Source organism: Streptomyces sp. BA2 (assembly GCF_009769735.1).
Classification (GTDB): Bacteria; Actinomycetota; Actinomycetes; order Streptomycetales; family Streptomycetaceae; genus Streptomyces.
In genome coordinates, this window is record NZ_WSRO01000002.1 from 7,592,807 (window position 1) to 7,606,051 (window position 13,245).

The window sequence follows — 13,245 nt, forward strand, 5'->3', positions numbered from 1 at the left end:
CCCGCCGTGCCTTTGTGCTGCGAAGGATGCCACCGCTCGGCCACCCCTGGCAGGCCCCTGACACGGGGTGTTGTGCCCGTGCACAACCGGTGGCCGGTCCCGCTGGTCACCCGCAGCGATTCGGACACAGGCCGTGGACGGGCGGGCGCGGCGGTGCTGGGCTGAGCGCCACGCGAAGGACAGGGGGTCCCAGGTGGGTGGTTCTGTGCTGGTCGTACAGGACGCGTCGGTCGGGTATGGGCCGGTGCGCGCGCTGCGCCAGGTGTCGCTCGAAGTACCGGACGGCGCCGTCGTCGCCGTGCTCGGCGGCAACGGCGCGGGCAAGTCGACGCTCCTGCGCGCCATTTCACGCACCCTCGCCTTTCACCGGGGGGCGCTCACCACTGGCTCCATCCACTTCGGCGGGCGGCGCATCGACGGACTGCACGCGGACCGGGTGGTCGCCGCCGGAGTCTCCCAAGTGCCGGAAGGAAGAAGGGTGTTCGCCCGGATGACCGTCGCCGACAACCTGCGGGCGGGCGCGCTCGGCTCCGCGGGAAGCCGGGCCGCGAAGGCCAGGGCCCTGGAGCGTGTCCATGAACTCTTCCCGGTGCTCGCCGAGCGCGCGGGCCAGCGGGCCGGGCTCCTCTCCGGCGGCGAGCAGCAGATGCTCGCGGTCGCCAGGGCGCTGATGGCCTCACCGAAGCTGCTGCTCCTGGACGAACCCTCCCTGGGCCTCGCCCCGTTGATGGCGGCACGCATCGCCGACACCATCCAGGAGATCAACGCCCAGGGCACCGCGGTCCTCCTCGTCGAACAGAACGCCGCGCTCGCCCTGCGCCTCGCATCACGTGCGTACGTCCTGGACGTGGGCGAAGTGGCACTCGCTGGCCCCGCGGACGAGCTGTCCGCATCCGACGAGGTACGCCGCCGCTACCTCGGCGTGGTCGACGAGACCGCCGCGGCCGACGCCTCACGCGGCGTCAGCGCGCTGCCGGTGCTGCGGCGATGGGCGGGCCGACGATGACCGAGGACCACCCGAAGGCCGACGCACCAGCACGAGAGGAAGACGTACCCGCCCTGGAAGTACGGGAGTTGACCGTGCGCTTCGCGGGCCTCACCGCGCTCGACGCCGTCAGTTTCACGGTCATGCCCGGCACCGTGCACGCCATCATCGGGCCGAACGGCGCGGGGAAGTCCACCTGCTTCAACGTCCTGTCCGGCGTGTACCGCGCCACCGGCGGCAGCGTCCGCTTCGGCGAGCACGAGCTGACGACGATGCCTCCGCACCGCATCGCCGACCTCGGCGTCGCGCGGATCTTCCAGAACCTCGCCCTGCCGCCGCGAGCGACGGTCGCCGACAGTCTGATGCTCGGCCGCCACCGGCTCACCCGCACGGGATTCCTCGCCGCGGGACTCCGGCTCCCGTCGGCCGCGCGCGAAGAGCGAACCCACCGCGAACGGGTGCGGGAGATAGCGGCGTTCGTCGGCATCGAGCACCAACTCAACGCTCCTGCGGGCTCCTTGCCGTACGGGCAGCAGAAACTCGCGGAACTGGCCCGCGCCTTGTGCATGGAGCCCCGGCTGCTCCTTCTCGACGAGCCCGTCGCGGGCATGACCGCGGACGAGCGGCAACGCACGGCCGCCGTCATCGCGGGCGTCCGCGACAGCCTCGGAATCTCGATCGTCCTGGTGGAACACGACATGGGGGTGGTGATGCGGCTCGCGGACGCGGTGACCGTACTTGACTTCGGCCGGCGCATAGCGGACGGCAGCCCGGCGGCCGTACAGAACGACCCCGCGGTCGTGCGCGCCTACCTGGGAGAGGAGGCGACCTCGTGACCACCTTCGTCGAGCTTCTCCTCAACGGCCTCTCGATGGGGTCCGTCTACGCCCTCATCGCCCTCGGCTTCGTCGTCATCTTCCGGGCCACCGAAGTCGTGAACTTCGCGCACGCCTCGCTGCTCCTGGCGGGCGGCTACGTCACCGCGTCCCTCCACGACGACATCGGCTTCTGGCCGGCGCTGCTCGTCGGCATCGCGGGCGCCGCCGTCGTCGGCGCCGCCATCGAGTTCCTGGTCATGCGGCGCTACCGCGGCTCCGACCACAGCGTTCTCGCCATCGTCACGATCGGCGTCGACATCCTGCTCATCACCGAGCTCACCCGCCGCCTCGGCACCGATGTGCTCTCCCTCGGTGATCCCTGGGGCGACTCGGTGCTCACCATCGGGTCGATCTCCATCGCGCACACGCGCATCGCCGCGTTCGTCGCCGCCGCGCTCCTCATCACCGTCTTCCTGCTCGCCTTCCGCTACACCTCCTGGGGCGTCGCGATGCGGGCCGCCGCCGAGAGCCAGGAGACCGCGGCCCTGATGGGTGTGCGTCTGGGCCGGGTCTCGCTCGGCGCCTGGGCGGTGGCGGGCGGGCTCGCCGCCGTGGCGGCGCTCTTCCTCACCGTCTTCCCGACCCCGGGGCTCGAACGGGCCACATCGCTCGCCGCGCTGAAGGCCTTCCCTGCCGCGATCCTCGGCGGACTCGACTCCACCACGGGCGCGCTCGTCGGCGGCCTCGTGGTGGGGGTCACCGAATCCCTCGCCACCGGGTACCAGAGCGAACTCACGTTCCTGGGAAGGGGATTGGGCGACCTCGCGCCCTACCTCGTGATGACCGTCATCCTCCTCATCCGGCCCGCCGGACTCTTCGGCACGAAGGAGCTCGCCCGTGTCTGAAGTCCTGGCCCGTGGACGGGAGCTGCGCTCCCGAGGCCGTACGAGACTGACCCGCCCCCGGACGTACGTATGGATCGCGGGCGCCGTGCTCCTGCTCGCCCTGCCCTTCTACCTCGACCGGTTCTGGCTCCAGGCGGGCCTCTTCGCCATGGCCGCCGCGATCGGCGCGATCGGCATCAACCTCCTCACCGGCGCGACCGGCCAGCTCTCCATGGGCCACGCCTTCTTCCTCGCGATCGGCGCGTACGGGTACTGCGTCTTCGCGGGGGAGGGGGGTGACACCGGCCTGACCGGACTCGGCCTTCCCACCTGGATCGCGGCCGCCCTGGCCGTCGGCGTCGCGGGGATCGCGGGCGGACTCTTCAGCCCCATCGCGGGACGCCTGCGCGGCGCCTACCTCGGCATCGCCACCCTCGCGCTGATCTTCATCGGGCAGCACGTGCTCTTCAACGCCCATGACCTGACAGGCGGCTCCAACGGACGCGACGTACCGCCCCTGAGCGTCTTCGGCATCACCTTCGACGACAGCGAGATGGTCGTGGCCGCCGTGCCGTTCGGGGCGTCGGAGAAGCTCTGGTACGCGGGCCTCGTCCTCCTCCTCGGCTGCGGACTCTTCGCCCGCGGCGTGCTGCGCGGGCGCCCGGGCCGCGCCATGAACGCCATCCGCGACCACCGCATCGCCGCCGGTGTCATCGGGGTGCCCGTCGCCCGCTACCGCGCGGGCGTCTTCGTCCTGTCGTCGATGTACGCGGGCCTCGCCGGGGTCCTGCTCGCCCTCGTCTTCCAGCGCACCGTGCCGGACTACTTCGGCATGACGCTGTCCCTCGAATACCTCGCCATGATCGTCATCGGCGGCCTCGGCTCGGTGGCGGGCGCGGTGGCCGGCGCCGCCGTGGTGTCCCTGCTGCCGCAGCTCCTGACCCGGTACAGCGACGCGCTGCCCCTGGTCTCGGCCCCCGGCAGTGGCGGGATCACACCGGGTGAGGCGTCCCGGTATCTGTACGGCGCCGCCGTCGTGGCGGTGGTGCTGTTCCTGCCCGGCGGCCTGGCCAGCATCGCCGCCCGGCGCTCCAGGCCGACGTCCGGCCCAACTTCAGGGGAATCAGGGGAGGAACGATGAGTTCACGCACGTTGACAAGGGCGAAAAGGGCCACCGCGACGGCTACGGCGCTCGCCGCGCTGCTCGCGGTGGCGGGATGCAGCTCCAAGGCGGGGGACGACGAGGGCGACAAGGAGGGCGCGGGCGGGGTCAAGTCCGGCGTCGGCGTCTCCGCCAAGACGATCAACCTCGGTGTGCTCACCGACATGACCGGCGTCTACGCGACCCTCGGCAAGAGCGTCACCCAGGCCCAGCAGCTCTACGTCAAGCAGGTCAACGCCGACGGCGGGATCTGCGGCCGCAAGCTGAAGCTGACCGTCCGGGACCACGGCTACGACCCCCAGAAGGCGGTCGCCGCGTACACCGAGCTGGAGCCGGACGTCCTCGGCTTCGCCCAGTTCATCGGCTCCCCGTTCGTCGCCGCGGTCAAGCAGCGCGTCGACGGGAACAAGGGGCTCGTGCTGCCGCAGGCCTGGTCGGCGAATCTGCTCGGCAGCCCGTACGTCCGGGTCGTCGGCTCGACGTACGACCTGGAGACGATCAACGCGATCGACTTCCTGATGAAGGAGAAGGGCCTCAAGAAGGGCGACAAGCTCGGCCATGTCTACTTCGAGGGCGACTACGGCGAGAACGCGCTGAAGGGCTCGCAGTACATGGCGAAGGAGTCGGGCCTCACCGTCGTGGAGCAGAAGATCAAGGCCACCGACAACGACATGACGGCGCAGGTCGCGGCCCTGAAGAAGGCCGGAGTGAAGGCTGTCGTGATCAGTGCGGGCCCCCGGCAGGCGGCGTCGCTCGTCGGGGTAGCGGCGGCGGGCAAGTTCGAGGTCCCGATCATCGGCAACAACTCGGCGTTCGCACCCCAGCTCCTGGGCACGCAGGCGGGCCCGGCCCTGGCGAAGAACTACTACGTGGCCTCGCCGACCCTCCCGATCGGCGCGGACACCCCCGCCGCGAAGAAGCTCGTCGCCGACTACAAGAAGGCCTACCCGAAGGACGCCCTGGACAACGGCGTGACGGCCGGCTGGACCGCGGCGTCCGTCTTCGGCGAGGCCCTGAAGAAGGCCTGCGAGAGCAAGGACCTCACCCGTGACGGCGTCGACAAGGCGCTCCTGACCATCGACTCCTTCGACACGGGCTTCGGCGTCACCCAGGACTTCAGCGACCCCAAGGCGCCCTCGTCGAAGGAGAGCGTGATCCTGCGCCCCGACAAGAGCGTGACGGGCGGCATGAAGGTCGCCAGGGAACCGGGCGCGGCGGAGGTGGCCGAGGGGTACACCCCCGGCGCCTGAGAGCGCCTGAACAGCCAGAACCTGAGAAGCGCCCGAACAGCCGGAAGGGGCCCGAACCAATTGGTTCGGGCCCCTTCCGGCAACGTACAGAAGCCGCTACGGCAACTGCGCGGCACGTGCCTCACGCCGGTTGTCCCGGAAGTTGTTCACCCTCCGCGCCGTGGCGAAGAGGGGAATCACCGCGCCGAGAACGACCTGGAGCGCGCAGCCGGTCTGCAGGAGAAGGAGACCGCCCGGGGCGTCGAACGCCCAGGCCGCGAGCAGCCCCATGGCCGCGACGATCCAAGCGAGCATGGCCACCGCGAGCGGGCCCCGCGGCTTGGGGTACTCGACGCGGCTGACCATGAGCCAGGCCGTGCCGGTGATCGCCAGGAGCGTCGCCCAGAAGGGGAGCTCCAGGAGCACGATCGAGACGACCGTGAGCGCGCCGAACGGCGATGGCATGCCCTGGAAGGTGCCGTCCTTCACGGTCACGCAACTGAACCGCGCAAGCCGCAGCACCACCGCCAGCAGCACCACGATCGCTCCGACCGCGGCCACTCTCTGGTGCGCGTCGTCGGCGACCATGCCGTAGACGAGCACGAAGTACGCGGGGGCCAGACCGAAGCTGATCAGGTCCGAGAGGTTGTCGAGCTCGGCGCCCATCGGCGAGGACCGCAGCTTGCGCGCCACGAGTCCGTCGAAGAGGTCGAAGACGGCCGCGCAGAGCATCAGGATCACGGCGGTCGCGGCGGAGTGCCGCGCCATGCCGCTTTCGTTGCTGCCCTGGAGGTGCGGGATGAGGATGCCGGTGGTGGTGAAGTACACCGCCATGAATCCGCACGTGGCGTTACCGAGCGTGAGGGTGTCCGCTATCGAGAGGCGGAGTGAGAGAGGCATCTCCTCGTCGGCCTCGTCCTCGGCCGCCTCGGGCACCCAGCCCGCCTGTGTCTCAGGATCAACCACGGTCAATGCGAGTCACCCCAGCCACGGTCTTCTGACCGACCTCGACGTCCACGTCGACACCCTCGGGGAGGTAGATGTCGACACGGGAGCCGAAGCGGATCAGGCCGATCCGTTCGCCTTGCTCCACCTTCGTGCCCTGCGGCACGTAAGGAACGATGCGCCGCGCGACCGCGCCCGCGATCTGGATCATCTCGATGTCACCGAGCTCGGTGTCGAAGTGCCAGACAACGCGCTCGTTGTTCTCGCTCTCCTTGTTGAACGCCGGGACGAACCCGCCGGGGATGTGCTCCACGGACGTCACCGTGCCCGCGAGGGGCGCGCGGTTGACGTGGACGTTCAGCGGGCTCATGAAGATCGCGACGCGGGTACGCCCGTCCTTCCACGGCATGATGCTCTGCACCACACCGTCGGCCGGGGAGATGACCCGGCCCTGGGCGATGTCGCGCTCAGGGTCGCGGAAGAACCACAGCATGCCCGCCGCCAGGGCGGTGGCGGGCACGGCGACGGCCGCGGCGCCCTTGGAACGACGCGCTCGCACGAGGCTGAGTGCCGCGGTGGCGACAGTCGGCAGGAGCCACGGCGATGCTCCGCGCGCAAGGCGTACGCCAGCGAGGCTGTCGCGTGGTGCAGAGGTTTGGCTGTGGGGCATGGATGACCTTCGTAGCGGATGATGCCGCGCATGAACGGGGGACGGCGGCTTTTTCCGGATGGTATCGGTTGCGAGCCACAACTGGGCAAGCCAGGAAGCGGAGTCGACGGCCGAAGAGTGTTGACAGGGTGTGACCTTCTTCTCGATGAAAACACCCCAAATCGGGCATCTAGCCCTGGAATCGATACTCTTCGAGCAGTCGCCGCCCAATGATCATTTTCTGGATCTCGGCGGTACCTTCGCCGATCAGCAGCATCGGAGCCTCACGGTACAGGCGCTCGATCTCGTACTCCTTCGAGAAGCCGTAACCGCCATGAATCCGGAACGCGTCCTCTACGACTTCTTTGCAGTATTCAGAGGCGAGGTACTTCGCCATCCCTGCTTCGAGGTCGTTTCGCTCCCCGGAGTCCTTTTTGCGTGCTGCATTCACCATCATCGCATGGGCGGCCTCGACCTTGGTAGCCATCTCGGCCAGCTTGAACTGGATCGCCTGGTGCTGAGCGATCGCCTTGCCGAAAGTGTGACGCTGCTGGGCATATGAGACACCGAGCTCAAATGCACGCTGAGCGACCCCGCAGCCACGCGCCGCGACATTCACGCGGCCGACTTCGACGCCGTCCATCATTTGGTAAAAACCGCGGCCGGTGGTCCCGCCGAGCACGCGATTGGCCGGAATTCGCAGTCCGTCCATGATGAGTTCGGTCGTGTCGACGCCCTTGTAACCCATCTTGTCGATCTTGCCGGGGATGGTGAGGCCTGGGCGGACCTCTCCGAAGCCGGGCTCCTTCTCGACGAGGAAGGTCGTCATCGACTTGTGGGGCGCGGTGCCCTCGGGGTGTCCTTCGTCACTTCGGCACAGAACGGCGACCAGAGTCGACGTTCCGCCGTTGGTCAGCCACATCTTCTGACCGTTGAGGACGTACTCGTCGCCGTCCTTGACGCCCTTGGACGTGATCGCCGACACGTCGGAGCCGAGCGCGGGCTCCGACATGGAGAACGCGCCGCGCACCTCGCCGGCCGCCATGCGCGGCAGGAAGGTGTCCTTCTGCTCCTGCGTCCCGTGCTGCTTGAGCATGTAGGCGACGATGAAGTGGGTGTTGATGATGCCGGAGACCGACATCCAGCCACGCGCTATCTCCTCGACGCACAGCGCGTACGTGAGCAGCGACTCGCCCAGACCGCCGTACTCCTCCGGGATCATGAGCCCGAAGAGGCCCAACTCCTTGAGCCCGTCCACGATCTGCTGGGGGTACTCGTCACGGTGCTCCAGCTCCGTGGCGACCGGAATGATCTCCTTGTCGACGAAGTCCCGGACCGTGGAAAGGATCTCCTGCTGGATGTCGGTGAGACCTGCGGTCTGCGCGAGTCGGCTCATGGCTACTTCTCCTGCGTCTTCTTCGCGGTGTCCCGCAGCTCCGGGCGGCCGGGCTGCTCGCCGCCGCGCTCCTTGATGTACGTCTCGGTGGGGACCATCACCTTGCGGCGGAACACGCAGACCAGCGTGCCGTCCTGCTTGTAGCCCTTGGTCTCCACGTAGACGATGCCGCGGTCCGACTTGGACTTCGACGGAGTCTTGTCCAGGACCGTGGTCTCGCCGTAGATCGTGTCGCCGTGGAAGGTCGGCGCGACGTGCTTGAGCGACTCGACCTCCAGGTTGGCGATCGCCTTGCCCGAGACGTCCGGCACGGACATGCCCAGGAGCAGCGAGTAGATGTAGTTGCCCACGACGACGTTCTTACCGAAGTCCGTCGTCTGCTCCGCATAGTTGCTGTCCATGTGGAGGGGGTGGTGGTTCATCGTCAGGAGGCAGAAGAGGTGGTCGTCGTACTCCGTGACCGTCTTTCCGGGCCAGTGCTTGTAGACGTCCCCGACGGTGAACTCTTCGTAGGTGCGGCCGAACTGCATCTCAGGCCTCCGGGGCTTCGAACTTGGAGGTACGCGTCATGCCGGCGGCGCGCCCCTTGCCGGAGATGACGAGCGCCATCTTGCGGCTGGCCTCGTCGATCATCTCGTCGCCGAGCATCGCGGAGCCCTTCTTGCCGCCCGCCTCTGAGGTGTAGAAGTCGTAGGCGTCCAGGATCAGCTCGGCGTGGTCGTAGTCCTCCTGGGAGGGCGAGAAGACCTCGTTGGCGGCGTCGACCTGGCCGGGGTGCAGGACCCACTTGCCGTCGAAGCCGAGAGCGGCGGCGCGGTTCGCGACCTCGCGGTAGCCGTCGACGTTCTTGATCTGGAGGTAAGGGCCGTCGATCGCCTGGAGGTTGTTGGCGCGGGCGGCCATCAGGATCTTCATCAGGATGAAGTGGTAGGCGTCGGCCGGGTAGCCGGGCGGCTGCTCGCCGACGACCAGGGACTTCATGTTGATCGATGCCATGAAGTCGGCCGGGCCGAAGATGATCGTCTCGACGCGCGGGGAGGCCTGCGCGATCGCGTTGACGTTGTTGAGGCCCTGCGCGTTCTCGATCTGCGCCTCGATGCCGATCTTGCCGACCTCGAAGCCCATCGTCTTCTCGATCTGGGTGAGCAGGAAGTCGAGCGCGACGACCTGGTCCGCCGTCTGCACCTTCGGCAGCATGATGCAGTCGAGGTTCTGGCCCGCGCCCTCGACGACCGTGACGACGTCGCGGTACGTCCACTCGGTCGTCCAGTCGTTCACGCGCACCACGCGCGTCTTGCCCGTCCAGTCGCCCTCGTTGAGGAACTTGACGATGGTGTGCCGGGCCTCCGGCTTGGCGAGCGGCGCGCAGGCGTCCTCCAGGTCGAGGAAGACCTGGTCGGCGGGGAGGCCCTGGGCCTTCTCCAGGAAGCGCGGGTTCGATCCCGGGACCGCCAGACAGGAGCGGCGCGGACGAAGGCGGTTGATGGGCGCGGTCATGCGGGGACCTCCAGAGGGTCGAGGTTGTTCGCTTTCCGGATCTCGTCGACGATACGGCCGATGATCTCGGTGATACCGAAGTCCTTGGGGGTGAAGACGGCGGCCACACCCGCCGCCTTCAGGTCCTCGGCGTCGCTGTTGGGGATGATGCCGCCCGCGATGACGGGGATGTCGGGCGCACCCGCGTCGCGCAGGCGCACGAGCACGTCCGGCACGAGCTGCGCGTGCGAGCCGGAGAGGATCGAAAGGCCCACGGCGTGCACGTCCTCGGCGAGCGCGGCGGCCACGATCTCCTCGGGCGTGAGCCTGATGCCCTGGTAGACGACCTCGAAGCCGGCGTCACGCGCACGCACCGCGATCTGCTCGGCCCCGTTGGAGTGCCCGTCGAGGCCTGGCTTGCCGACCAGGAAGCGCAGCTTGCCGGTGCCGAGGTCGGCAGCGGTCTTGGCGACCTTGTCGCGGACGAGGGCCAGCGGTGTGCCCGCCTCCGCGGTGACGGCCACCGGAGCGCTGGAGACGCCCGTGGGTGCCCGGAACTCCCCGAAGACCTCCCGCAGGGCGCCGGCCCACTCCCCGGTCGTCACACCGGCGCGTGCGCACTCCAGGGTGGCCTCCATGAGGTTGCCCGTACCGGCGGCGACCTCCTTGAGCCGCTCCAGGGCCTTGCAGGGGCGCGGGTGGTTGAACGGCGGCTGGTAGCGGGTGTCGCGCCAGGTGCCGAGCGCGCTCACGACGCGGTTCTCGACGGCCGGGTCGACCGTCATGATCGCGGTGTCCAGGTCCGCGGTGAGCGGGTTCGGCTCGGTCGACTCGTAGGCGTTGACGCCGACGATCTTCTCCTCGCCCGACTCGATGCGGGCCCTGCGCTCGGCGTGCGAGGAGACCAGCTGCGACTTCAGGTAGCCGGACTCGACGGCGGCCATCGCGCCGCCCATCTGCTCGATGCGGTCCATCTCGGCGAGCGACTCCTCGACGAGGGACTCCACCTTGGCCTCGATGACGTGCGAGCCCTCGAAGATGTCCTCGTACTCCAGGAGGTCGCTCTCCAGGGCGAGCACCTGCTGGATGCGCAGCGACCACTGCTGGTCCCACGGCCGCGGCAGGCCCAGGGCCTCGTTCCAGGCGGGAAGCTGCACGGCACGCGCGCGTGCGTCCTTGGAGAGAGTGACGGCCAGCATCTCCAGGACGATGCGCTGGACGTTGTTCTCGGGCTGCGCCTCGGTCAGGCCCAGGGAGTTGACCTGCACGCCGTAGCGGAAGCGGCGCTGCTTGGGGTTGGTGATGCCGTACCGCTCGCGCGTGATCCTGTCCCAGATGCGGCCGAACGCCCGCATCTTGCACATCTCCTCGACGAAGCGGACGCCCGCGTTCACGAAGAAGGAGATACGGGCGACGACGTCACCGAACTTCTCCTCCGGCACCTGGCCGGAGTCGCGCACGGCGTCGAGGACGGCGACGGCGGTGGACATCGCGTACGCGATCTCCTGCACCGGAGTGGCCCCGGCCTCCTGCAAGTGGTAGCTGCAGATGTTGATCGGGTTCCACTTGGGTATGTGCGCCACCGTGTACGTGATCATGTCGGTGGTGAGGCGGAGGGAGGGCACGGGCGGGAAGACGTGCGTCCCGCGCGAGAGGTACTCCTTGACGATGTCGTTCTGCGTCGTCCCCTGGAGCTGCGTGATGTCCACGCCCTGCTCCTCCGCCACCACCTGATAGAGCGCCAGAAGCCACATGGCCGTGGCGTTGATCGTCATCGAGGTGTTCATCTGGTCCAGGGGGATGTCCTGGAACAGGCGCCGCATGTCGCCGACGTGCGAGACGGGGACCCCGACCCGGCCGACCTCGCCGCGGGCGAGGATGTGGTCCGGGTCGTAGCCGGTCTGCGTGGGCAGGTCGAACGCGACCGAGAGGCCCGTCTGACCCTTGGCGAGGTTGCGCCGGTACAGCTCGTTGGACGCCTCGGCCGTGGAGTGACCGGCATAGGTCCGCATGAGCCACGGCCGGTCCTTCTGACGCTCTGTCATGTGCGAACCCTCAGCCCTCAGACGTTCCGGAAGCGGTTGATCGCGTCGATGTGCTCGGCCCGCATCTCCGGGTCGCGCACGCCAAGGCCCTCCTGGGGCGCGAGGGCGAGGACGCCGACCTTGCCCTGGTGGAGGTTGCGGTGCACGTCGTAGGCGGCCTGCCCGGTCTCCTCCAGGGAGTAGACGCGGGAGAGGGTGGGGTGGATCTTGCCCTTGGCGATGAGGCGGTTGGCCTCCCAGGCCTCGCGGTAGTTCGCGAAGTGCGAGCCGATGATCCGCTTCAGGGACATCCACAGGTAGCGGTTGTCGTACTCGTGGTTGTAGCCCGAGGTCGAGGCGCAGGTGACGATGGTGCCGCCCTTGCGGGTGACGTAGACCGAGGCGCCGAAGGTCTCGCGGCCCGGGTGCTCGAAGACGATGTCCACGTCCTCGCCGCCGGTGAGCTCGCGGATGCGCTTGCCGAAGCGCTTCCACTCCTTGGGGTCCTGGGTGTGCTCGTCCTTCCAGAACTTGTAGCCCTCGGCGTTGCGGTCGATGATCGCGTCGGCGCCCATCGCGCGGCAGATGTCCGCCTTCTGGTCGCTGGAGACGACACAGATGGGGTTGGCGCCGCCGGCCAGGGCGAACTGGGTGGCGTAGGAGCCGAGTCCGCCGCTGGCGCCCCAGATCAGGACGTTGTCGCCCTGCTTCATGCCGGCGCCGTTGCGCGAGACGAGCTGGCGGTAGGCGGTGGAGTTCACCAGGCCGGGGGACGCGGCCTCCTCCCAGCTCAGGTGGTCCGGCTTGGGCATGAGCTGGTTGGACTTGACCAGGGCGATCTCGGCGAGGCCGCCGAAGTTGGTCTCGAAGCCCCAGATGCGCTGCTCGGGGTCGAGCATCGTGTCGTTGTGGCCGTCGGAGGACTCCAGCTCGACGCTCAGGCAGTGCGCGACGACCTCGTCGCCCGGGTTCCAGGCGTTCACGCCGGGTCCGGTGCGCAGCACGACGCCCGCCAGGTCGGAGCCGATGATGTGGTACGGCAGGTCGTGGCGCTTGGTGAGCTCGCTCAGTCGGCCGTAACGCTCCAGGAAGCTGAAGGTGGACACCGGCTCGAAGATCGAGGTCCACACGGAGTTGTAGTTGACCGAGGAGGCCATCACGGCCACCAGGGCCTCACCCGGGCCGAGTTCGGGGACCGGCACGTCGTCCAGGTGGATCGACTTGCGGGGGTCCTTGTCGCGGGTCTCGAGCCCGGCGAACATCTCCGCCTCGTCCTTGTGCACGGTGATCGCGCGGTACGAGTCGGGGAGCGGAAGAGCGGCGAAGTCGGCGGACGTCGTGTCCGGCGACTGGATCGCGTCCAGGATTTCCTTCACGGTGATGCCTCCGGCGAAGTGCGGGCCCCCTTTGAGGGGAGCACGCTCTTGAGGGTTACGTCGGGTGCTGCTGATGCAGGTGGTGGAGGGTGTGCCGTCGGTTCGGCGAAGGGTGAAGCTCGGCAGCGCTTGGTGTGGCGCGGGAGGTTGCCTGTGACGCAGGCGTCCGGGCGCACGAGCCGTGGCTTGTGGGGACAGCCGGCGTACGGAAGTTCTCTGCACGCCGGCCGCCCGGACAACATCAACGTATGACACCGCGTGCCAGTCGGCAAGACACTGAGTGCCAGCAATTTTTGATAGA

At 68.5% G+C, this 13,245-nt stretch carries 12 protein-coding genes; 5 read left to right on the forward strand and 7 right to left on the reverse strand.

Annotated elements, in window-relative coordinates; translation table 11 throughout:
• Nucleotides 1-193 precede the first annotated feature (193 nt).
• From E5671_RS36755 to E5671_RS36775, 5 genes are read left to right on the forward strand one after another with little or no spacing between them, the layout of a single operon-like run.
• Nucleotides 194-1,006 (forward strand): ATP-binding cassette domain-containing protein, encoded by an 813-nt coding sequence (locus E5671_RS36755; protein WP_160508235.1) that lies wholly within the window; start codon nt 194-196, stop codon nt 1,004-1,006.
• The gene (locus tag E5671_RS36760) at nt 1,003-1,821 is read left to right on the forward strand and encodes an ABC transporter ATP-binding protein (RefSeq protein ID WP_160508237.1); all 819 of its coding nucleotides are present in this window, start codon (nt 1,003-1,005) and stop codon (nt 1,819-1,821) included. Before E5671_RS36755 ends, E5671_RS36760 begins: the two co-directional genes overlap by 4 nt.
• Nucleotides 1,818-2,708, forward strand: coding sequence for an ABC transporter permease subunit (locus E5671_RS36765; RefSeq protein WP_160508239.1), 891 nt, complete (start codon nt 1,818-1,820; stop codon nt 2,706-2,708). The genes E5671_RS36760 and E5671_RS36765 overlap by 4 nt, the downstream gene beginning before the upstream one ends.
• Entirely contained in the window at nt 2,701-3,828 is a 1,128-nt protein-coding gene (locus E5671_RS36770; RefSeq protein ID WP_443032748.1) for a branched-chain amino acid ABC transporter permease, read from the forward strand. The genes E5671_RS36765 and E5671_RS36770 overlap by 8 nt, the downstream gene beginning before the upstream one ends.
• Nucleotides 3,825-5,099 carry an ABC transporter substrate-binding protein gene (locus E5671_RS36775; RefSeq protein WP_160508241.1) on the forward strand — a complete coding sequence of 425 codons (1,275 nt, stop codon included), beginning with the start codon at nt 3,825-3,827 and terminating at the stop codon, nt 5,097-5,099. The genes E5671_RS36770 and E5671_RS36775 overlap by 4 nt, the downstream gene beginning before the upstream one ends.
• A gap of 96 nt (nt 5,100-5,195) precedes the next feature.
• Here the strand turns inward: E5671_RS36775 and pssA are convergent, their stop codons facing one another.
• The 7 genes from pssA to ccrA all read right to left on the reverse strand — a co-directional run bounded on the left by pssA (nt 5,196) and on the right by ccrA (nt 12,944).
• The gene (gene pssA, locus E5671_RS36780; protein ID WP_160508244.1) at nt 5,196-6,050 is read right to left on the reverse strand and encodes a CDP-diacylglycerol--serine O-phosphatidyltransferase; all 855 of its coding nucleotides are present in this window, start codon (nt 6,048-6,050) and stop codon (nt 5,196-5,198) included.
• On the reverse strand, nt 6,037-6,693 hold the full coding sequence (locus E5671_RS36785; protein ID WP_160508247.1) for a phosphatidylserine decarboxylase: 657 nt from the start codon (nt 6,691-6,693) through the stop codon (nt 6,037-6,039). Before E5671_RS36785 ends, pssA begins: the two co-directional genes overlap by 14 nt.
• Before the next feature lie 169 nt (nt 6,694-6,862).
• Nucleotides 6,863-8,068, reverse strand: a complete 1,206-nt coding sequence (locus E5671_RS36790) for an acyl-CoA dehydrogenase family protein (protein WP_160508249.1) — start codon at nt 8,066-8,068, stop codon at nt 6,863-6,865.
• Between the two features lie 2 nt (nt 8,069-8,070).
• The gene (locus E5671_RS36795; protein WP_160508251.1) at nt 8,071-8,598 is read right to left on the reverse strand and encodes a MaoC family dehydratase; all 528 of its coding nucleotides are present in this window, start codon (nt 8,596-8,598) and stop codon (nt 8,071-8,073) included.
• A 1-nt stretch (nt 8,599) separates the two neighbouring features.
• Nucleotides 8,600-9,565: an HpcH/HpaI aldolase/citrate lyase family protein gene (locus tag E5671_RS36800; protein ID WP_160508253.1), complete on the reverse strand. Its 966-nt coding sequence runs from the start codon at nt 9,563-9,565 to the stop codon at nt 8,600-8,602.
• Nucleotides 9,562-11,589, reverse strand: coding sequence for a protein meaA (locus E5671_RS36805; protein ID WP_160508255.1), 2,028 nt, complete (start codon nt 11,587-11,589; stop codon nt 9,562-9,564). The genes E5671_RS36800 and E5671_RS36805 overlap by 4 nt, the downstream gene beginning before the upstream one ends.
• A 17-nt stretch (nt 11,590-11,606) precedes the next feature.
• Nucleotides 11,607-12,944 (reverse strand): crotonyl-CoA carboxylase/reductase, encoded by a 1,338-nt coding sequence (gene ccrA, locus E5671_RS36810; protein WP_160508257.1) that lies wholly within the window; start codon nt 12,942-12,944, stop codon nt 11,607-11,609.
• Between the last annotated feature and the right edge of the window lie 301 nt (nt 12,945-13,245).